The sequence below is a fragment of the Capnocytophaga gingivalis genome (genome assembly GCF_002302415.1).
Classification (GTDB): Bacteria; Bacteroidota; Bacteroidia; order Flavobacteriales; family Flavobacteriaceae; genus Capnocytophaga; species Capnocytophaga gingivalis.
Window position 1 is genome coordinate 828,967 of record NZ_CP022386.1, and the last position, 21,643, is coordinate 850,609.

Consider the following 21,643-nt stretch of genomic DNA (forward strand, 5'->3'; position numbering starts at 1 on the left):
TAAGTGATTAATGACCTTCTTCTATAAGGGATTTGTTGCGTGAGCGCTGTACCCATACTACAATACCATAGGTTACCAATGCCATAGGAGCCAAAAGCATAAAGCCGTTGTTTTCATAACCTAAAGCATACACACCTGTTTTCTTGATAGGATCTCCCAATACTTGGAAGCCAAGTAAGGTTCCTGAACCCAAAAGTTCACGGAAGAATGCAACAATCAACAAGGCAATAGAGTACCCTCCAGCATTTCCAAGAGCATCAAGGAAGGATTTTCCTGGAGGATTCCCCAAGGCAAATGCTTCAAAGCGCCCCATCAGGATACAGTTGGTGATGATAAGCCCCACATATACTGATAGCTGTTTGCTCAGATCATATACAAAGGCTTTAAGCACGAAATCCACTACAATTACCAAAGCTGCTGCTACAATCAGCTGGGCAATGATACGAATCTTGGGGGGTATCACATTTCTAAGTAGGGAAATGGCTACGTTCCCCATGGCCAATACGAAGGTAAAGGAAAGACTCATTACGATAGCCGCTTTGAGCTGTGCTGTGATAGCCAAAGCAGAGCATATCCCCAATACCTGTACCGTTACGGGGTTATTATCCCATAGGGGATCAGTTACTAATTTGATATCTTTTTTTGTTAGTCCCATAGTCTTATTGGTTTAAACTTTTAATATAGGATACATAAGGAGAAAGTCCATGCTGAATCATTTCGGCTACTCCATTTCCGGTAAGAGTGGCTCCTGCGATAGCATCTACTTTTCCGTCTTCTTTACGTGTATTTTCAGGGTCTCCATTACTTTTAGAGATTTGGATACTTTGGAAGTTTCCAGCTGCGTCTAATAAGTGCTCTCCTATGAAGTCGTCCATAAAGAAGCGTTCCTTAATATTAGCCCCTAAACCGGCAGTTTCTCCTTTGTGGTCAAAGAATACTCCTTGTACGATAAGGTCTTTGTCTACAGCAATATAACCCCAAATGGCATCCCACAATCCACGTCCGTTTACAGGAATGATGTAGAGAGTCTTACCATCTTTCTCTCCTACATAGAGGGGAAGTCCGTTGCGATGTCCATTGAAGTTGATAAGGTCTTCTGCTCCCTTTACTTCCTTAGCTGAGTTATCTGCTGGGTTGATTAGGTATTGTGCCTTTACATATTTATCAAACTCAGCATTGGCCTCTTTGGTAGTGAGGAAAGCTACTTTCCCTTCACCAAGAGCACCTTCGTTATGGCTCACTCCCATGGCGTAAAGGATATTTTGCTTCTTTTCCAATTTCTTATTTTCACTGATTTGGCCGCTAAGTGCGGAAGAAACCCCCGCAAGCAAAGCCCCTACGATTACCACCATCACAATGGCGAAAATCACGGTATACGAATTACTTTCTGTCTTGATTGCCATAATTATGCGGTTTTAGTAGTTAGTTTTAAGCGTTTTTTACGGCGAGACACATTGGCCTGTACCACAAAGTGGTCTATGGTTGGTGCCAACACATTCATCAGCAAGATAGCAAGCATCACCCCTTCTGGATAAGCTGGGTTGAAGCAACGTATCATAATAGCAATAAATCCTGCCAAGAAACCGTAAATATATTTCCCTGTGTTGGTTTGTGCTGCAGTTACCGGATCGGTAGCCATGAAGACAGCTCCAAAAGCCAAGCCTCCGATAAGCAGATGCTCATAGGCTGGCAAGCTCCACAAGGCGTAGAACTGAGTCCCTTCCATACTTGGTGCCAAGCAGTTAAAGATACTTCCCATTACAAAAGCTCCTACAAAGGTGCTGAGAATAATACGCCAAGAAGCAATCTTGGTGTAGATAAGGAACAAAGCCCCTAAGAGGATAAGCAAGGTAGAGGTCTCCCCTACTGAACCTGGGATAAACCCATAGAAAAGGTCAGATAGCTGGTAGGTACCTGTCTGTCCCTGAGCTAAGTTTCCTAAGATAGTCTCTCCAGATACGGCATCAAGCTGTGCTCCACCTGCGATTTCTTTAGCTCTGGCTACCGCTCCTTCTACCCATACCTTGTCCCCTGTCATAGAGGTAGGATAAGCAAAGAATAAGAATGCACGGATAGTAAGGGCTGGGTTGAGGATATTCATACCTGTACCACCAAATACTTCCTTACCGATAATCACCCCGAAAGCTACCGCTGTGGCAAGCATCCAAAGAGGTATATCAATAGGCACAATAAGGGGTACTAACATCCCTGTAACTAAGTATCCTTCTTCTACTTCGTGCTTGCGGATAGTTGCAAAAATGAACTCAATCCCCAAACCTACAAGGTAGGAAACGATCACCAAGGGAAGTACTTTCATAGCTCCTATACAGAAGTTTGCCCCACTCCAGAAGTCCCCACTGAAAAAGGACATACCTGCCTGAGGTTCCAAAGTACCAAAAGCCACTTGGTGTTGGTATCCTGCATTGAAAATACCAAAAATCAAGCAGGGAATCAGTGCCATAATCACGGTGTTCATAGTCCGCTTTAGGTCATCTGCTGCCTTAATGTGAGTACCCCCGTGGGTTACCTCATTAGGCGTATAAAGGAAAGTGTGGAGCGCATTGAAGGTTGTTTCCCACTTGGTTCCCTTATACTTTTCTTTTAGTGTATGTAATTTACTTTTTAAACTCATTTTATTATGAATAAGTTAATTATTTCTTTTTTATGGATTTGCGAATTAGTTTTAAAGCCCAATCATAATGACTTGATGTTGCCGAAACTAAGTAAGAGCCTAAGGAAGTACTCCCCGTCCAGTGATACTTTTTCTTAGTGAAAAGCTCCTCATCTGTGTGTTTCTGTATAAGTTGAAACACTTTGTTATGAGTGGCTTCAAAAAGTGATCGTATCTCAGTAAGTGACACTCCTTGACACTGCTCCCATATTTCTCGGTTGAGCTTAGGGGTGTCAGAAAAAGTATAGCCTTCTTTGGGGATTTTGGGTTTCTCACCTCGCATCCCTACCTCGTACCAGTTTAAGAATAATAAATGCCAATGATACAAGTGACCTATGACATCACGAATATTCCTATTCATAGTACCTTCCGGAAATGCTTTTTCTCGCTCTTTGTCTGATAGTGCTTCTATCAAAGAAAGTAACTTTTGGTAATTTTCTTTAGCTAAAAACTCTAAATCTTGTTTCGTTGCTGGTCTTGCCATTACACATAGGATTTTTCTCTTTTTAAATCAGTGATAAGCAGTGGATTGTCTGCCCTCATCTTATTGATAAGCTCCTCAACCCTACCTGTCTTGGGATCTTGCCATAACCAATCTAACTCCTCCTGAGTGAGACCTACCATTTGCAAGAAGGTTACTTCACCATTAGGGGTTTCTATAGTACCCAACTGTGGGTCAGGTGCAAAGGCAATCCCTACCAACTTGGTATCTGTATCCAATCGTATAGGTCCATTGGCTGGAATAAAGTGATAGGCTTCAAACCATTTTTTGCTATCAAAAACGTAACGCGCTAAGTTCTGCATCACATTCATAGCCCAATAGGGTTCATGTTTGGCATTATCTGCATTTTTGTCTCCTTCGAAAGGTACGATGCGAAAGGTGAACTCAAACCCCCATCCACTAAATTCGTTTTCAGCACTCTCTGGAGAATAATACAACTCACTCATCCCATAAGAGACGATATGTCGATGGAAAATCTGCTCATGATTATCATAAATACTAATGCCATCAAGAGGATCTTCTCCTCCAAACATGTATTTTATAATAGTCCCATAATGGCGAGGCTCTTGATCCACATATAGCTTATCCAAAACCTCATCTATCACATCCCATCCTACAGATTCATCCTCTTCAAATCGTGATTTGTATTGTTCTTCGGTGTATCTCATCATTAAAAAGATAAAAATTCTTGGTTATGGGCTTTTATCCCAATTCGTCCATCATAAGATCTAAACCATCTCTGATGATTTGCTGGTGTGGCTGTTTGGACACACATACAAACTCAGTCAAGGCAAAATCCTCAGGGGCTACTTCATAAGCTCCTAAGTTTTCCAATTCGTCCAAGTCCTTATACAAGCAAGCTTTGAGCAGCTGCATAGGGTAAATATCCAATGGGAATACTTCCTCATACATACCTGTTACCACGAAAGCACGTTGCTCTCCATTGGTATTGGTATTGAGGTTGTACTTCTTATTTGGGTTAAGCCAAGAGAAAGTCAAGGCTCGAGTGAGGGAAATCTTGTTGCTTATAGGTTTTGCCCAACCTAATAGGTCATAGTCATTACCTTCTGGGATGGCTGTAATCTGGTCATCATAGAAGCCTAAGAAAGTGTTTTCACATACTTTTTGACCAGTTAGTACATCTCCACTGATGATACGAGTATTGGCTGGATCTTTTACCCCTGTTCCTACCACACCCTTGATCTGTGCTCCTGCAATAGCAGTCACATAGTGAGGGTTCTCCATGGAAGCTCCTGTAAGCGCTACTGTACGAGTTAGGTTCAGGCGACCTGTAAGGAAGAGTTCTCCTATAACCACCAAGTCCTGAGGAGAAACCACCCATACTACTTCCCCTTTGTTGATAGGGCTGATTTTAGCTATTTGGGTACTCACATTCCCTGCTGGGTGTGGCCCTGATACGTTGTGCAATACAATATCCTTGAGATTGCGAAAAGGAGATAGAGAACTATCTTTGAATACAGAGACATGCACCTTGCCTGTAGTGAGCTTCGAAAGTGCAGTGAGTGCTACCTGTAATTCCTTTTCCTTCCCCTTGAGTACATATTCGTAATCAGGAGCTAAAGGATTGGTCTTGCAGGCTGAGATGAAGATCGCCTTAGGCTGACTATCTACTGAAGCAATCACGTCGTACGGACGTTGCTTAATGAGTGGCCAGCAGCCTGTCTGTAACAAATGTTCTTTGATCTGCTCAGGAGAAAGGGAGTCTACTTGCTTCTTTTCATATTCATGAAAAGACTGCTGAGCATCGGGAGTAATTCTGATTTCCAGAATTTTACGACGTTCTCCACGGATAATTTCCGTAATAGTACCACTAACGGGAGAAGGGAATAACACCCTTTCATCTCTTTTGTCGTAGAAAACGGGGTCTCCAGCTTTGACAGTTGCTCCTTCTCGAGCGATGAGCTTAGGGATTACTCTGTGGAATTCAGCAGGTCTAAGGCCATACACTTGGGAAAGCGGCGCTACCTTGGTGATGGCTTCAGCTTTTCCTTCCAGCTGAATATCCAAACCCTTACGAATGCGGATGTCGCTTGACATAGGATAAAAATTAGTTAGTTTCTTAAAAAGTCGTGCAAAAGTATTATTTTTTTTTGAATTGATTAGCTAAAATTTCTTTTTTAACAGCCTATTTTTGTTATTTATACTCTTTATAAATAACCCTGCACTTTCCCTACAGTTTTAAGGGGAAAACAAACGTATTTTTCAAGAGAAAAAAGTCTTATTTCCTGCTCTATTTTGTTATAAATTTGTTAAAAATGAAAGATTTATTATTGTTTTATTCGGCTAATTATCAACTACTTAAAATTTTTATAACAAAAAATAATCTTTTTTATTAGGTTTTATCCAAAAAAATACCTTACCTTTGTCCCATCAATCATTAAAATTTTAAGTAAAGATGAAAAAAATTCTTTTATCAGCTTTGGCTGTGTTCGCATTCAGCTTCGCTAATGCACAAGAACAAGAGATCGTTTCTTCTAAAGGAGAAAACTACCTACCACAACAAGGTGACTGGTCTACTAGGATTCAGTGCTAACAGTGCCTTAAGCTTTGTAGGAAATGCTTTTAATGGAAGTACTGGAAACTCTGTTGCATTTGACAAAAATGATGCTACAAAACTTCCTGGATTTGCTAACTCTGTTTCTTTCTTAGGTAAAAACTTTACTGAAGATAAAAAAGCAGATCGTTACACTGTTAACTTGCTTTTTTCTTATGAAAAACAAAAAGATGTAGATGCTACTACTCAATTTGGTCTTTTAGCAGGTTATGGTAAAGAATGGAGAAAAGGATCTACTCGTCTTCAAGGATTCTATGGTTTTGACGGACTTGTAGGATTTGGTATTCCTCAAAAGAATGCTTTCAGTTTCTTAATAGGAGCTCAAGGATTTGCTGGTGCTGAGTACTTTGTTTTCCCTAAAGTTGCTTTAGGAGCTCAGTATGCTTATGGTGTTTTTGTAAAACATGAATCAAGCGAAGATGCTCAAGGTAACAAAACAAGCAAATTTGGATTTAACATTGGTAACACTAACTCTGGTTTTGGAACTGCTTCTGTATTGTTAAACCTTTATTTCTAAGCCTTTAGAAGAATCTAAGAAATAAAAAAAACCGCTCTATAGAGCGGTTTTTTTTATTTCTCTTTTTCAAAGACGTAATGAATTGTGTCTCTTATGACGCTCTCCAAAACAACTACTAATGAGCATGACCTTCGCGGCTTCACTTTTCACTCCTTACTGTCCCAATCCCTTTCTCAGGCGTATAGCCGTAAGGACTTTCTTAGTATAGAGAGGAAAATCAGCATTGAGTATCCAGCCAAAGTATCCCGGTTCTTCTTCTAAAATCTCTTCTACTTTGCGCCCTTTGTGCTTACCAAAGGTAAAGATTTCTTCTCCTTTGTCATTATAGGCGATAAATCCCGCAAAATCGGCTATTTGGCTACGTGTAGTAAATTCACTCAACTGCTTGATATCATTGGGTAGGGTATCGGAATAGGTATCAAGTTGTGCCTTAAGAATTTCATAAGTAGCTTCGGTATCGGCGGCAGCTGTATGAGCATTGTCTAACTCTTTCTTACAATAGAACTTATAAGCAGCCGAGAGAGTACGCTGTTCCATCTTGTGGAAGATGGTTTGTACATCGACTGTTACACGGTTCTTCAGGTCAAAATCCACCCCAGCACGCAAGAGTTCTTCGGCCAAGAGGGGAATATCAAAGCGGTCGGAGTTATAACCTGCCAAGTCGGAATCCTTGATCATGGCGTGTATTTGCTTGGCCAATTCCTTAAAAGTAGGCGCCTGAGCTACACGTTCATCACTGATCCCATGTATGGCCGTGGAGGCTGCTGGAATAGGTATGGTGGGGTTCACCAGATAGGTCTTGCTCTCTCGGTTGCCATTAGGCCATACCTTGAGTATCGAAATCTCTACAATGCGATCACGAGAAACATCAGTACCTGTAGTCTCCAAATCAAAAAAACAGATAGGACGGGTAAGGTTCAATTCCATCTTCTATAGGGTTAAAAAAACAGCACAAAAGTAACGAAAAAAAACCATATAGTCCCCTTAGAGAAGAAATTTTATTTTTCCCTTTATTTTCTCCATTAAAATTCGTAACTTTGTGTCCATAATTACAAATTATAAATGTGATGAAATATACAAAGATTTTATCCTTAGCCGCACTGAGCACCTTAGGAGTAGCTCAGGCACAGAATGCCCCGTATTGGCAACAACATGTCGATTATAAAATGGATATCGACATGAATGTAAAGAACTACCAATATACTGGGAAACAGGAGCTTACTTACACCAACAACTCTCCTGACACACTTAAGGTAGTTTTTTACCATGTATTCCTCAACGCCTTCCAGCCCGGTAGTGAGATGGATGCCCGCCTCCAGACAATCCTCGACCCTGACCGCCGTATGGTCAATAAAAAAGAGGTAGATGGCAAGACTATCAACGAAAGCCGTATCGCTTCCCTTAAGCCTGAGGAAATAGGGTATGTACGTGTCAATTCCCTTTCCCAAGATGGCACTCCTGTAAAATATATAACAGAAGGTACCATCGTAAAGGTAGACCTCAACAAGCCACTACCTCCTCATAGCTCTACTGTATTGAAAATGGATTTCTCCGGACAAGCTCCAGTGATGATCCGCCGTACAGGGCGTAACAACCCTGATGGAGTAGCTCTCTCCATGACACAATGGTATCCTAAATTGGCCGAATATGACTATCGCGGATGGAATACCACTGAATATATCACCCGTGAGTTCTATGGTGTATGGGGCAACTATGATGTGAAGATTACCATCGACAAAGACTATATCATAGGAGGTTCTGGATATCTACAGAATAACAACGAGATCGGTTTTGGGTACGAAGATGCTGGAGTGAAGGTACCTAAAGTAAAAGGTAACAAACGTACTTGGCACTTCTATGCCCCTCAAGTTCACGACTTCGCTTGGGCTGCGGATCCTAAGTTTGTTCATGACAAGCTCGATGCAGGCAATGGGCTTACCGTACACTTCCTCTATAAAAACTACCCTGAGAACTGGAAGAAAATCCAGCCTGAGATGGTCAAAACCTTTGATTTCTACAACAAATACGTAGGTAAATATCCTTGGAAACAATACTCTTTCCTACAAGGAGGTGACGGAGGTATGGAGTATGCTATGTGTACCCTTATCGAAGGGGAAAAAGAATATAGCTCCTTGCTCGGAACTGCTGTACATGAGTTAGGACACTCTTGGTTCCAACACCTTTTAGCTTCTGATGAGACAGCTTATCCTTGGTTAGACGAAGGTTTTACCTCTTATATACAAGACCGCGCACTTGCTATGCTTGGGGCTAAAGAACCTTTCTCTGGATTCTATAAGTCCTACGGCAAATATGTAGCCTCTAAGTATGAGGAAACACCTACTCACCAGTCCGACCGCTTCAATACCAACTATGCCTACTCTGTAACCTCTTACAGTAAGGGAGCTCTCTTCCTCAGACAGTTGGAGTACATCATCGGAGAGAAAAATGTAGAGAAAACCCTCCAACTTTATTTCAAAAAATTTGCTTTCAAGCACCCTCAACCTCATGACTTTATCCGTTGTGCTGAGAAAGTATCTGGCATGCAACTACAATGGTACCTCAATGAGTTCATGCAAACACCTCACCATGTGGACTATGCGGTAGATAAAGTAGCTGCCAAAGGCAACAAAACTGAAATCACCCTCCGCCGTGTAGAGAGAATGCCTTTGCCTACCGATGTATTTGTAGTAGATAAAAACAACAAAACTCACTACTATTACATTCCTTTGCGTATGCAATTTGGTGAAAAGGAAAATCCTTATAGCTATGAGCGCAAGGTATTACCTACTTGGGGGTGGGCACATCCTACCTATACCTTTGAGGTAGATATACCTTTTGAAAATATTCAGAAAGTAGTGATCGATCCTAACCATGTCACCACTGATATTAACATAGAGAACAACACTTTCCAAAAATAGAAGGGTATTAGTTTTTTATATTACAAAAGAGAAGCCGTTCCCAATTGGGAACGGCTTTTCGTATTCTCAGAATAGTCCTTGTTTAGTGATGATTCTTCACCACTTCTTCATCACGATACTTGCAGCAGTCACTTACCTTATTATAATCTTCTTCTGAGGCTTCTACCTTATGAGTACCATCAGCAAGACTATTGGAGTGACCAACCTTGGCGATTGCCTCTTGTACTTGTGCTGTAGAGGTTTTTCTCTCGTCCAAGACAAGAGATAGCTGGTGTGAATCTACATTCCACTGGGCGTACTTGACCCCTTTTACTCCCAAGGCTGCCTTTTCTATACGTGCCTTACAAGAATTACAAATACCCTCTACATTGAGTTGTGCTTTTGCATTTTTACTCTGCGCTACCACAGGCAAAGTAAGGGCTAAGAAAGCCAAAAGTATGAATCTTTTCATGATAAATATATTTAAAAGTTGTTTTATTTCAGTTTAAAGCGCAATCCTGCATATATCATACGACCTTGCAGAGGAGCATAGGCCATAGAAGCATCAAAATAAGTGCCAAAAGGCTGATCGGGAGCTATAATAGCTCTTTTTTGGTAATAGTTAAACAAGTTTTCTGCACCGAGATATACCTCTATCATAGGAGAAAAGACACGAGTAATCTGTGCTTGGGTAGTGGTGTAGCCCGCTGCTGTATCCCCCATCTGATAGGCTACAGGATTGGCAGAGGTATCCGGTAGGCGCTGGCTACCTATAGCATTGAAGGTAGCATCCATACGCCACTGGCGCCCTTCTTGGGGTACAGTCTCATAGGAGAGATTCACCATCCAACGCTCTTTGGGTTGGAAGGGCTGAGTGCGTCGCCCTGAAGCATAATCTGTCTGTACATCGAACCACTTATAGGCTACCTTCAAGTGAGTGCGCTTAAGAATCTCATAGTTAGCCTCTATCTGGAAATTTGTAGAAAAACTCTTTCCTGTGAGGTTATAGAAACTCACTTCTCTGGGATTGTCCCAGTCCACCACCACCTGATTGGTGAAGTTGGTATAATATAGGTCAGCTACTATTTCTAAGTCTCTTTTCCCTAAGGTTAAATATTGGGTAAAGGAAAACCCATAGTTCCAAGCTATTTCTGGGGATAGTCCATAGGTTTTTCCAGTCTGTGTACCTCCAAGGCGTATTGTTCTTGCTGTGGAGAAGAGTTTTTGATTCTCAGAGAAGATACTTGCCAAGCGCTCTCCCCTACCTACTGCAAGGCGTAGCGTACCCTTCTTCCAAGGCATATAGCGCAAGTGGAAGCGTGGGGTAATGAAAGCCCCCATCTTGTTGTGATAGTCAGCCCTTGCGCCAGCTGTAAGCCCAAAGGTATCGCCTGCAGAGAGACTATACTCGAAGAATGCTCCTGCAGAAAAGTCCGTACGGTCATAGTTATCGAAAAGAGAGGTGGCTCCTACACGCTCGGTAATAATATCGGTGATGCTATTAACCCCTGTGGTAAAGGTGTGATTGGTATTGCCAATAATGGACTTGAATAGAGCATTAAGATAGATCGTCTTCTGAGAAATATCATATTGATTGAGTCCAAAATAAGAATCCTGTTCATACTGCTTATAGTCTGCCTGAAAGCCCAAACTCTGATATGGCATATCCTCCCATATATAACCGAGCTTAGCAGAAGCATTCAGTTGGTGGGTCTTATTCTCACTCTGCCAGAGAGCTGGGGCAGAAACAGATGAGAGTTGCCCTGCTTTTCTTGCGTCATAGAGATAATGTAGGGTAAGGTTGGACATCCAGCCTGTATTAGGATTGGCATATTGCCAGCGATTCATCAGGTTGATTTGGCTTCCTGTAGGTACATCCATAAAGCCATCCCCATTGTTGTCCATTTGCATATTTCGCACATTCCCATGTAGGTAAAGTCCTGTATGCCAATGATCTGAAACTTTGGTATTGAGGTGGTTATTGAGTTCAAAACGACCATCCTCACTCCCATATACATTCAAGTAGATAGGGGTATCCAGTATAGGTTTTACCAATTCGGTATTGATCTGTCCAGCGATACTCTCATAGCCATTGATCACACTCCCTGCTCCCTTGATAATCTGGATATTATCAACCCAAGAGCCTGGGATAAAGGTCATTCCATACACCTGTGAAGCACCACGTATACTGGGAACATTCTCTTGGGTAAGAGATAAGTATGGACTGGCAAGCCCCAACATCTTTATCTGCTTGGTGCCCGTTACTGCATCGGCCACAGCTACCTCTGTATTGGAGCTGGTCTCAAAGCTATCTGAGAGGTTGCAGCAAGCTGCCTTAAGCAATTCACCTGAATTGATATTGACCATACCTGCATTGTTCATTTGTAGGCGCTCGGTAGGTTTGCGCTTGGCTATGGTGACTTCTACCGCATCCAATTGATTGGCATCCTCCAACAAAGTTGAGGTAACAAATTTCACAGGATCGGTGATGGTGATCACTTTTGTTTTGAATCCCACATGGCTCACTACCAGCTTCTTGAGTTCTGGCTTGTACAACAGCTTGAAGTGACCTGTATCATCGGTTGTAGTCCCGATGGTAGTTCCCTCCCAATAGATACTCACTCCTGCTTCAGCAAAAGTTTCTGTAGCATCCTTGAGGGTAATTTTTCCTTGCACCATAGTCTGGGCAAAAAGAGATAAAGGTAGCATCAGTAATGCTAATATGATATATTTTTTCATTGTTAGTTTTCTTTTGATTTTATAGGATTTCAAAGGTGTTTTTTTTTGAAAACACACATAGAGACACCATTGATAGTGTCTTAACAAGATGCAAGAGCCTCCCTTCTACCATTATAGGCAAAGAATATGACTCCTGAAAAATAAAATCTGTCAGAAAAGCTAACAAAGAAATTGCTGAAAAAGAATCGGTATGTTCCTTGTCAGCTGTGGAGAAGAAGAATAAAAAGGCTGTTTTCCCTTCATAGAAATAGTTTCTATCAAGAAGACAACCTTAGGTGATATAATAGTAGGAACTACTTGTTTTTGAACAAGTTTTAAGGTATGTTCTAATTCTGTTTTTTCTAACCTTGCATAGGAAGGCACGGGTGCTACTTGACAGCAAGTATGCTTAGGAGCAGCTCCTTGTTTTTCTTTGCAGCACTCAGGTACATCCTCCTTGTGACAGGATTTTGCCTGCTTATGTTGTTGGGGATGCTGTTTTTGGCAGGCATGCGGGGTCGCTTCACTGGTAAGCGGTAAAGCTAACAAGCAAAGCGTCATCACAAAAGCACATATTTTAGCAAAAACAGTGTTCATCGCAAGATTATAAATCGGGGCAAAAGTACAATATTTTTCCTAAATAAAAAAATTTTTTCTTCTATTTCTCTGGCATAGAATATAAAATACCCTGTTTACAACATAAAAACACATTGAAAATCAATACATTAAATTACTTATAAAAAATGTTATAAATAAGACTTGTTTATCTCAAAAAAAGTTGTATCTTTGCCCTATCTTAATCTGAGTTATAAAACTAATTCTTGTGAAGCGTACTGTGAGTTTCATATTATCCTTACTCATACTGCTGATAGCCTTTCAGCAGACGCTTCTTATCGTGCACTACCATCTGAATCGAGACTTTATTGAGAAGGCTTACTGTATCAATAAAGATAAAAAAGAGATGGATTGTCATGGAAAGTGTCATCTTAAGAAAAATATAGAGGACACCTCCCACACCTCCGACAAGCTCTTAAATCTTAAAGATATAGACATTGTACTTCAGCAACCCTTTTCTTTTGAAACAGCTATAGTACATACTCTGGAGGAAATGCCTCCTTTCTTCTTCAAGGAACAATTGCTTATTCATAAAATAGTCAAAAAGCAAATGCGCCCTCCTATCTCTTCTTCTACTCACCTTTCCTAATGTAACCCATAAAAGGATTACTATGTCTTGCCTGTAAGGTATTTTCCACAGAATAAGCCTTTTCCACATGCTCTATTCCTATCCTATAAGGGCAAGGAGTACTCCCTATACATTAGCTAAAAAAATCCACAATTTATTTAAGAAGATATCTCTAAAAGAAAGAAAGAAATACTCATTCTATAGAGATAAGAATGAGTATTTCTTTTTCTATTCTCATTTTAACCACCTCATATTTCCCCTAATCCTAAGTAGGGCAGGAAAGTTATGCCCTTATCATATTAAAAATTTAATTATACATAAATGAGAAATTTCAGAACACTCGTTATCGCTACCACTGCAATAGCGGCACTTTCATCTTGCAGTAAAGACAATAATACTCCTCAGCCTGCCAAGCCTAATCCAGGACAAGAGGAAAAGCCTACTCCAGAACTACAAGGAAATGGAAAAATCGCCTTACAGTTCGAAAACTATGTAGGAGAAGAAAAACTCACCTTAGGAGCAGATGCTAATACTGCTAAAGCCTATACTTCCAATGGACAAACTCTCAAGTTCTCAGAGGTAAAATATGTGATTACCAATATAGCCCTTGTAAAAGCAGATGGTACCAAGGTTGCTTATCATACTGAAGACTTAGATAAGGGAGGTTTTCTTATCAATCAAGAAAACACCGCTTCTCTGTCCCCTATTCTTAGTGAAATTCCTGAAGGGGACTACAAAGGAATAGAATTTGGATTGGGGGTAAAAAGAGAGCTTAACAACCTCTCCTTACAAGACAAATTTCCTAATTTCTACCGCCTTACAGGTTCTTTCAAACAAGCACAAATCATGCACTGGGAATGGGCTAATGGCTATCGTTTTGTAAAGCTTGAAGGCTGGTATTCTAATCCTAATCACAAGGACAAAGATGGAAACCTTGCTCCTATTGCTGATGCTACTCTTTCTATTCATATAGGTAGTGCCCAAAAAGGGAAAAAAGCAGATCCTAATACATGGAATGCAAATGAAAACAGAGATGCTTTTCGTTTTATTTCTTTAGATTTCCCTAAACCTCTATCTATCAAAAAGAATGTTACAGGGAAAGTTACTATTAAAGCTAATTTTGACAAACTTGTCAATGGTACTAATAAAATAACTTTAACAGGAAAGATTCCTACCATTCATCATTTGAATGCTATGTTTCCTTTTGTGAATAACATAGGAGGAAATCAAGCACTTGATGGCAAGAAAATTATTGTGAAAGACATCAATGACGATAATAAAGCTCAAGAAGGTTTTGACAACTCAGAAAACTCTGTTTTGGACAAAGTTGGCATGTTTTCTGTTATTAATGTAGAATAATTACTTTCCTACTATACACTGCCTGTACTTAAGAATATTTAAGTGCAGGCTATTTTTTCCTTAACTATTTATATTTTCTATGAAAAACATACTAACTTTTTATCTTTTACTTTTCTTTTTATATTCCTGCAGCAAAAATAGTTCCGAAGAAGCTCAACAGATTACCAATCCAAGGCTTTCCTTGAACATTCCTTCCAATTTTCCTCCTCTAAACCCTTTTATTGAATCAGCTTACCCTACCCAGTACGGAGTAGCTTTAGGGGAAAAACTCTTTTATGACTCACGACTAAGCCATGACAATTCCATCTCTTGTGCCACTTGTCATATCCCAGAACAGGCTTATGCTGATAAAAATCCTCGTGCTGTAGGAGTGGCCGGTAGAATAGGACTCCGAAATACCCCTCCCATTCAGAATATGGCTTTTCTCACAGAATACATGTGGGATGGAGCGGTTACTGACCTTAAGGAACAGCCTGTAACTCCTATCGTCACTCATGAGGAAATGGACTCTTCTCTCTTGGAGGTAATAGAAAAACTCAAAGATGATCCAGCCTACAAGCAAGCACTACTCAAGGCTTATGGTGATACAAAATTCTCCTCAGAGCGTATCTTGGGAAGTATGGCTCAATTCATGTACACTTTGATCTCTGCCAATAGTAAGTATGATCGGGTAACTCGTGATCATACAGAGACTTTTACTCCTGTGGAGGAAAAGGGATATACCCTTTTTAAGCAGAAATGTGCTTCTTGTCACAAGGGGGCTCTTTTCACTGATGAATCTTTTAGGAATGTGGGGTTCCCAAAACATCCAGATGTAGTAGAAGAAGCAGGTCGAGGACGTGTCACAGGAAATAACGATGACCTTCATCGCTTTAGAGTTCCCTCTCTGCGCAATATAGAATACACAGCTCCCTATGGAAGTTTTGGACAGTTTGCCTCTCTGAAAGATGTTTTGGACTTCTTTTCCAATGGTGTTACTGATTACCCTAACTTAGATCCTATCTTGAAGAATAACGACAAAAAAATTCCTCTTACAGAAGAGGAAAAAGAAGCTCTTATTGCCTTTATGCTCACCCTAAGTGATAAGGCATTTGTAGGAAGAAAGTAACTACTTCGCCAGAACGGTTTTCATTTCCCCTTGGGCTATACAGATATCTTGTATGTAGGTTTCCATTCTCACTAAGGTAACCTCCATGAACTCTTGGAGAATAGTAATATAAGTGCGTATGGCCTCTCCTTTCTTGGGCAGTGCTTGTATTTCTATATGTTTTATGGCACCTATATATCCCATAGGGGTAGGTAGGGCTTTGAGGTAATATCCATAGCCCTTGTGTAGGGCAATGCTCTGTGCCATATGTTCTATAAGTCCAGAAGCGGAGAGGTTCCCCTCCTGTACGAAGATATTCTCCTGAGTGATCGTAAGTCCCACTACAGCAGTCTCAGGGGTATACTCCCACAGGGTATCAACCATGACCATTGGGGAGCGCTGAGGGATGAGTTGTATGATCTGCTCTGGTGCAGAAATAGGTAATTCTTTCATGTGAAGTCAAGGTATAAAAAGAGCGGCTACACAGCCGCTCTTTTACATTTAGGTATATTAGGCGTCTATATTGGCGTATTTGGCATTTTTCTCAATAAACTCACGACGAGGTGGTACATCGTCTCCCATAAGCATAGAGAAGATTCTATCGGCTTCTACTGCGTTTTCTATAGTAACCTTTCTTAGAGTTCTGTGGCGAGGATCCATAGTGGTATCTGCCAATTGCTCAGCATTCATCTCTCCCAAACCTTTGTAGCGCTGTACAGCTACCTTAGTCTGTGCTTGCTCATAAAACTCTTTGGTAATAGCATCACGTTCTTCATCTGACCAAGCGTATTGTTCCTTTTTGCCTTGCTTAAGCAGGTAAAGGGGTGGGGTGGCTATATATACATGCCCCTCCTCTATCAGCTCTCGCATATAGCGGAAGAAGAAAGTAAGGATCAAGGTAGCGATATGTGAACCATCCACATCGGCATCGCTCATGATGATAATCTTGTGATATCTTAGCTTACTAATATTAAGCGCCTTAGCATCCTCTTCTGTTCCTATAGTTACTCCAAGGGCGGTATAGATATTCTTAATTTCTTCATTCTCAAAGACCCTATGCTGCATGGCTTTTTCCACATTGAGGATCTTACCTCGAAGGGGGAGAATAGCTTGAAACTTCTGATCGCGACCTTGCTTGGCAGTACCTCCCGCTGAATCCCCTTCGACTAAGAAGAGCTCGCAGTTCTCAGGATTTTTATCTTGGCAATCAGCCAATTTGTTTGGCAGACCTGCCCCTCCCATAGGAGATTTTCGCTGTACGGCTTCGCGAGCTTTCTTAGCTGCCAAGCGGGCTTGAGCGGCAAGAATTACCTTATTTACAATCGTCTTGGCATCTTCAGGGTTTTCTTCCAAATAGCTCTCGAGCATATCGGAAACAGCTTGGGAAACAGCCGCAGTCACCTCTCGATTACCAAGTTTTGTCTTAGTCTGTCCCTCGAACTGGGGTTCCGCTACCTTGACCGAGATAATAGCAGTAAGCCCTTCACGGAAGTCATCTCCGGAGATCTCCAAGGGGTTTTTCTTGTCCTTACTGGCTTTCTCAAGCAAGCCTGACTTATCTGCATAGTTCTTCAGTGTACGGGTAAGCCCCATACGGAAGCCCTGAAGGTGGGTACCTCCCTCATGGGTATTGATATTATTGACATACGAATGGAGATTCTCATTGAAGGAATCATTATAAATCATAGCTACTTCCACAGGAATTTCGTTCTTTTCCCCTTCCATAGCGATAATTTTTTTGATAATGGGTGTACGATTACCATCCAAATATTGGATAAACTCTTCCAATCCTTTTTCTGAGTAGAATGTTTGGGAGATGGGCGCTCCTTTTTCATCCTGATGGCGCAAATCGGTTAGGGTGATGTGGATACCTTTGTTCAAGAAAGCCAACTCTCGGATACGATTGGCCAAGATATCATAGTTGAACTCCACTGTCTGTTGAAATATTTCCGTATCAGGCAGAAAAGTAACCTTAGTACCACGCTTCTCTGTTTTTCCTTTTTCCTTTACTTGATAGAGAGCTATCCCTCGCTCATATTCTTGTTCCCAGATTTTCCCATCACGAAATACGGTAGCCGTAAGGTGAGTAGAAAGGGCATTCACCACGGACACCCCTACACCATGCAGACCACCAGATACTTTATAGGAACCTTTGTCAAACTTTCCTCCAGCTCCTATCTTGGTCATAACCACCTCAAGGGCAGATACTCCTTCTTTCTTGTGTATATCCACAGGAATACCACGCCCATTATCCTCCACTGTTACTGAGTTATCTGGATTGATTACTACAGAAATAGTGTCGCAATAGCCAGCAAGTGCCTCATCAATGGAGTTGTCAAGCACCTCATATACTAAGTGGTGTAACCCCCTTACCCCTACATCGCCTATATACATGGATGGGCGCACACGTACGTGCTCCATCCCTTCCAAGGACTGAATATTATCTGCCGAATATTTGTTTGGGTCTAATTGTTCACTCATTATGTTTGTTACTAAAAATTCGGACAAAGATACAATGTTTTTTTTTCTCTCACAAATATTTTCAAGGAAAAATTAACGGCAAAGGATGGGAAAAGCGGGCAAGACCTCACAGCTGAATCTATGAGGAATAGAGGTCTGTGAATAGTCCCCCCTTGAGGATATAAGAGAATGAATCATTAACGATTAATCATTTGTCATTAATCATTAAAAGTTGTATCTTTGCACCCAAAAAATAACGCTTATGAAGTGGCAAGGACGACGACAAAGTGACAATGTGGAAGACCGCCGAGGGGTGAGTACCACAGGAAAAATAGCCGCCGGAGGGGGGCTGATAGGAATTGTTATTCTCCTCTTACAGATGTTCGGAGGAGAAACAGGACAGGCGGTAGCGCCTCTCTTAGAACAGTTTAACCAAACACAACAGACCTCACAAGTGGCCAATGAGGCTGACCTTACAGAAGAACAAAAACAGATCAAGGCTTTTACCGCTACAGTACTGGCTGATACAGAGGATATTTGGGAGAAAATATTCAGGGAAAACAATTTAGGTACCTACCAAAAGCCTACCTTAGTACTTTTCACCGATGCTGTACAGACTGCCTGTGGGAATGCCAGCAGTGCTGTAGGTCCTTTCTACTGCCCTGGAGATCACAAGCTGTATATGGATATGAGCTTCTTTGAGGAACTTCGTACTCGATTTGGTGCTAAGGGTGGTGACTTTGCCATCGCTTATGTGATGGCTCATGAAGTAGGTCACCATATCCAGACTCTCTTAGGCACTTCCCAGAAGGTACGCCAAGCTCAGCAAGGTCTCAGCCAAAAAGAAGCTAACAAACTCTCGGTAGCGCTGGAGCTACAAGCGGATTTCTATGCGGGAGTGTGGGCTCACTATGACAAACAATATCTCGATGCCGACGATATAGAAGAGGCCGTAAGTGCCGCCAATGCTGTAGGTGATGATGCCATCCAAAAACGTATGCAAGGACAAGTTGTCCCCGATTCCTTCACCCATGGTACTTCCAAACAGCGTGTAGAATGGTTTATGAAAGGATACAATACAGGAGATATCAATCAAGGAAATACCTTTAATAATAATTAATGATTAATGATCAATGATTAATCATTACTGGCATTAATCATTGATCATTATAGAAGTTGGGTAAATCAGCTTATCGCTACCTCTTATTAGGTAGAGGAAAGTCCGGACACCACAGAGCACTATAGCGGGTAACGCCCGTCCGCCGCAAGGCGAGGACCAGTGCAACAGAAAGCAAGTACAGTACGGCTGTAGTGAAATCAGGTAAACTCTATAGGGTGCAACGCCAAGTATACCGACAACTAAGAGTGGCTCGCTCAATGCCGGAGGGTAGGCGGTTAGAATGGTCTGGCAACAGCCCATCCAGATAAATGATAAGCACTTTCCCTCAAGGAAAGCACAGAATCCGGCTTATGATTTACCCACTTTTTTAGTAAAGAAAGAATCCTGAATATGAGATTTTTATAAGATCTCTCCAGAGAGTTTTTTTTATACTACAAAAGAAAAACCGTTCCAATTATGGAACGGTTTTTTTATTTTATCTTCTTTTGGGTATTGGAGAATTAGAACTTATATCCTACTCCTATTTGAATCACGCGATTATTGGTATAATTCTTAGAATCTCCATTTTTATCCAAATTGGCCAATCCCCAGTTATAAGAAGCCTCAAAGAACAATCCATTGTTAGGCAAGTTGTATTCTGCTCCTAAGCCAATACCATAGTCAAAATGGTTGTAGGCATTACTATCTATAGTTTCTGTCTTACCATTCGATTTTCCTTGTGCGCTAAGGATATATCCTGCATAAAGACCTGCTTTAGGACGGAACCCTTCGAAGTCATACTTTATCCAAACAGGGAGGTTAAGGGTGTGTTGTATATATTTTCGATCCCCTTCTTTTGCCTTAGCTCCTTGGTTAGAGTAAGTAAGTCCTGCATCCATAAGAACTACATCGTTAAAAGCAAATTCCGCCAAACCTCCTATATAGAAAGAAGGACGAATATTTGTTTCTACTTTTACATCATTTGACTTAGAAGCTACATTAGCAAGGTTAAGCCCTGCGCGAGCTCCAAATTTTACTTGTGCGTTGGCTCCAACTATGGTAAGAGCGGCAAACGCTACGGTCATTAAAATTTTCTTCATATTTTAAAGTTTATAGGATTCAGAATATAGGGTTAGGAAAAGTTTGTAAGGGCTAAAAATAATGTTTCTACTAAAATTACTTTTCCTATACTCCTTGTAATCCTTGATTAACTAAAAGAAGTGCACCAAAAACCATGCCAAAGTGATTTTTAGGTACTAAAAAGTGACACTAACTATGGTTTTTCCCAAAAATAATCAGGATCATGTGAGATATATTCTTCTTTCCCGTTAGGCTTTACAAATCCTGTAGGTAAGAGAGCAACAAAAGTAGTGGCTGTTTTCCTAAAACGACTTTCAGGGTTAAATTGACTTTGTAATGGACAAGAAAACCAATACAAGTTTTTTGCCATATAGTTCTCCAGATACTCTTCTTTGGTTTGCTTTTCCTTGTTATTCCAATTGGCATCTTCATTGAGTACCAAGGGCTTGTTATGTATCAGTCGATCTCTTACTTCTGCAATACTTAAGAGATTCCCTTTTTCGTCCTTTACATAAGCATTATTGGTAGGGTCTATCCATATCCATTTTTGTAATTGTGAAGAATATACACTATTAATTACATGACAATCTGAATCCTCTGGATTCTTAGGCATACAAGTTACATAACGAGAAGGAATACCCATTGCCAGATACATTTCATTGAGTGTAATAGCCAAATGCCTGCAATTTACTCCTTTTTTTGTCGCTTTATGATAGTTATAGATATCTATAGCATCAAACTCACAAAGAGCATAATTACCGCCATCATGAGCAATATTATCATGTACAAAGTGAAGTAATTTAAAAATCTTGGAGAGCTCATCCCCTGTTCCCACTACAGAATCCAACTTAAAATAATTTTTCACTTGCACAAGAGAAGGATCGGTAGCTGACTGATACGTAAAATGTGGAAGTGTATCCCTCTGCTCTTTTTGATAAGCTCCCGATTGCTGCAATAGTGCCAATTTATCAAAGGCTTTGAGCTTTTGTAGCAGCGCAACAAATTTCTTTTCCTTACGGATATTGACTAAATCTTTATCTGTCTTTACATTTCTATAATCATCATATCCGAAAGCTACTGCTTTCTCAAGAGCCGCAATGGCTTCTTTTTTCTTATTTTGCAACGCATATACACAAGCCAAATTATAATTCATACTTGCCTTTACTCCTCTGATGAGGTTTTTGTAGTCCTTTTGCTCCTTTTCACTAAGAGACACTTCTTCTAATTTCTTTATATATGTAAGGAGTAGCCGTTCCTCCTCTGCATATTTTTTACCTTCATGGAGTGCTTGTAGAGAAAGCTGTGCCTTTTGGAAATCATTGAAATAGTTCTGCAGAACAACGGATTGTATTTGAGCCTTTGTCAATGAGGTAAAAAGACTCAAAATAAGGAATAATAAATATTTTTTCATCTCTTAGGTGTTTTAAAATTGATGTACAAAATTACGATTTAAAAAAAAGAAATAAAAGAAAAACGCCTAAAATAATTAACCTCA

The 21,643-nt window shown here is 40.7% G+C and carries 19 protein-coding genes, 1 other RNA gene and 1 pseudogene; 7 read left to right on the forward strand and 14 right to left on the reverse strand.

All coding sequences use genetic code 11. The features are described from left to right. Window positions 1-7: 7 nt before the first annotated feature. The 6 genes from CGC50_RS03935 to CGC50_RS03960 are packed head-to-tail and all read right to left on the reverse strand — an operon-like array spanning window position 8 to window position 5,231. Complete coding sequence (locus CGC50_RS03935) at window positions 8-655, reverse strand: NADH:ubiquinone reductase (Na(+)-transporting) subunit D (protein WP_095909767.1); 648 nt, start codon at window positions 653-655, stop codon at window positions 8-10. A 4-nt stretch (window positions 656-659) separates the two neighbouring features. Beyond that, window positions 660-1,403, reverse strand: coding sequence for a Na(+)-translocating NADH-quinone reductase subunit C (locus CGC50_RS03940; RefSeq protein ID WP_095909768.1), 744 nt, complete (start codon window positions 1,401-1,403; stop codon window positions 660-662). A 2-nt stretch (window positions 1,404-1,405) separates the two neighbouring features. Further along, window positions 1,406-2,632 carry an NADH:ubiquinone reductase (Na(+)-transporting) subunit B gene (locus CGC50_RS03945; protein ID WP_095909769.1) on the reverse strand — a complete coding sequence of 409 codons (1,227 nt, stop codon included), beginning with the start codon at window positions 2,630-2,632 and terminating at the stop codon, window positions 1,406-1,408. Between the two features lie 19 nt (window positions 2,633-2,651). Beyond that, on the reverse strand, window positions 2,652-3,155 hold the full coding sequence (locus CGC50_RS03950) for a DinB family protein (protein WP_095909770.1): 504 nt from the start codon (window positions 3,153-3,155) through the stop codon (window positions 2,652-2,654). Continuing rightward, a complete protein-coding gene (locus tag CGC50_RS03955; protein WP_095909771.1) occupies window positions 3,155-3,841 on the reverse strand; it encodes a suppressor of fused domain protein in 687 nt (228 codons plus the stop codon). Before CGC50_RS03955 ends, CGC50_RS03950 begins: the two co-directional genes overlap by 1 nt. Before the next feature lie 34 nt (window positions 3,842-3,875). Then, window positions 3,876-5,231 (reverse strand): Na(+)-translocating NADH-quinone reductase subunit A, encoded by a 1,356-nt coding sequence (locus tag CGC50_RS03960; RefSeq protein WP_095909772.1) that lies wholly within the window; start codon window positions 5,229-5,231, stop codon window positions 3,876-3,878. A gap of 358 nt (window positions 5,232-5,589) precedes the next feature. Between CGC50_RS03960 and CGC50_RS03965 the strand changes: the two are divergent. After that, a pseudogene (locus CGC50_RS03965) lies at window positions 5,590-6,265 on the forward strand (hypothetical protein). A gap of 153 nt (window positions 6,266-6,418) precedes the next feature. On the opposite strand, the gene CGC50_RS03970 reads toward CGC50_RS03965, so the two are convergent. Continuing rightward, entirely contained in the window at window positions 6,419-7,192 is a 774-nt protein-coding gene (locus tag CGC50_RS03970; RefSeq protein ID WP_095909773.1) for a 3'-5' exonuclease, read from the reverse strand. Between the two features lie 140 nt (window positions 7,193-7,332). Here CGC50_RS03970 and CGC50_RS03975 point away from each other — a divergent pair, with 140 nt between their 5' ends. Next, window positions 7,333-9,183: a M1 family metallopeptidase gene (locus tag CGC50_RS03975; protein WP_095909774.1), complete on the forward strand. Its 1,851-nt coding sequence runs from the start codon at window positions 7,333-7,335 to the stop codon at window positions 9,181-9,183. An 82-nt stretch (window positions 9,184-9,265) separates the two neighbouring features. On the opposite strand, the gene CGC50_RS03980 is transcribed toward CGC50_RS03975, so the two are convergent. The 3 genes from CGC50_RS03980 to CGC50_RS03990 all read right to left on the reverse strand — a co-directional run bounded on the left by CGC50_RS03980 (window position 9,266) and on the right by CGC50_RS03990 (window position 12,477). Further along, on the reverse strand, window positions 9,266-9,634 hold the full coding sequence (locus tag CGC50_RS03980) for a heavy-metal-associated domain-containing protein (RefSeq protein WP_095909775.1): 369 nt from the start codon (window positions 9,632-9,634) through the stop codon (window positions 9,266-9,268). Between the two features lie 23 nt (window positions 9,635-9,657). Further along, entirely contained in the window at window positions 9,658-11,901 is a 2,244-nt protein-coding gene (locus tag CGC50_RS03985) for a TonB-dependent receptor (RefSeq protein WP_095909776.1), read from the reverse strand. A 159-nt stretch (window positions 11,902-12,060) separates the two neighbouring features. After that, on the reverse strand, window positions 12,061-12,477 hold the full coding sequence (locus CGC50_RS03990) for a hypothetical protein (RefSeq protein WP_095909777.1): 417 nt from the start codon (window positions 12,475-12,477) through the stop codon (window positions 12,061-12,063). A 226-nt stretch (window positions 12,478-12,703) separates the two neighbouring features. Here CGC50_RS03990 and CGC50_RS03995 point away from each other — a divergent pair, with 226 nt between their 5' ends. The 3 genes from CGC50_RS03995 to CGC50_RS04005 all read left to right on the forward strand — a co-directional run bounded on the left by CGC50_RS03995 (window position 12,704) and on the right by CGC50_RS04005 (window position 15,530). Next, window positions 12,704-13,084: a hypothetical protein gene (locus tag CGC50_RS03995; protein ID WP_095909778.1), complete on the forward strand. Its 381-nt coding sequence runs from the start codon at window positions 12,704-12,706 to the stop codon at window positions 13,082-13,084. A 300-nt stretch (window positions 13,085-13,384) separates the two neighbouring features. Beyond that, window positions 13,385-14,422 carry an MbnP family protein gene (locus CGC50_RS04000; protein WP_095909779.1) on the forward strand — a complete coding sequence of 346 codons (1,038 nt, stop codon included), beginning with the start codon at window positions 13,385-13,387 and terminating at the stop codon, window positions 14,420-14,422. A gap of 79 nt (window positions 14,423-14,501) precedes the next feature. Continuing rightward, a complete protein-coding gene (locus CGC50_RS04005; RefSeq protein ID WP_095909780.1) occupies window positions 14,502-15,530 on the forward strand; it encodes a cytochrome-c peroxidase in 1,029 nt (342 codons plus the stop codon). On the opposite strand, the gene CGC50_RS04010 is transcribed toward CGC50_RS04005, so the two are convergent. Both CGC50_RS04010 and gyrB read right to left on the reverse strand, forming a co-directional pair. Further along, window positions 15,531-15,962 (reverse strand): hypothetical protein, encoded by a 432-nt coding sequence (locus CGC50_RS04010; RefSeq protein WP_095909781.1) that lies wholly within the window; start codon window positions 15,960-15,962, stop codon window positions 15,531-15,533. A 57-nt stretch (window positions 15,963-16,019) separates the two neighbouring features. Beyond that, entirely contained in the window at window positions 16,020-17,990 is a 1,971-nt protein-coding gene (gene gyrB, locus CGC50_RS04015; RefSeq protein WP_095909782.1) for a DNA topoisomerase (ATP-hydrolyzing) subunit B, read from the reverse strand. 241 nt (window positions 17,991-18,231) lie between these two features. Here gyrB and ypfJ point away from each other — a divergent pair, with 241 nt between their 5' ends. Together ypfJ and rnpB are read left to right on the forward strand one after the other, a co-directional pair. Next, entirely contained in the window at window positions 18,232-19,089 is an 858-nt protein-coding gene (gene ypfJ / locus CGC50_RS04020; protein WP_002670749.1) for a KPN_02809 family neutral zinc metallopeptidase, read from the forward strand. A 57-nt stretch (window positions 19,090-19,146) separates the two neighbouring features. Continuing rightward, window positions 19,147-19,455: RNase P RNA component class A (rnpB, locus tag CGC50_RS04025), an RNA gene on the forward strand. 134 nt (window positions 19,456-19,589) lie between these two features. Here the strand turns inward: rnpB and CGC50_RS04030 are convergent. Both CGC50_RS04030 and CGC50_RS04035 read right to left on the reverse strand, forming a co-directional pair. Then, window positions 19,590-20,168: a porin family protein gene (locus tag CGC50_RS04030; RefSeq protein WP_095909783.1), complete on the reverse strand. Its 579-nt coding sequence runs from the start codon at window positions 20,166-20,168 to the stop codon at window positions 19,590-19,592. Between the two features lie 173 nt (window positions 20,169-20,341). Continuing rightward, entirely contained in the window at window positions 20,342-21,559 is a 1,218-nt protein-coding gene (locus CGC50_RS04035) for a transglutaminase-like domain-containing protein (protein WP_095909784.1), read from the reverse strand. Window positions 21,560-21,643 lie beyond the last annotated feature (84 nt).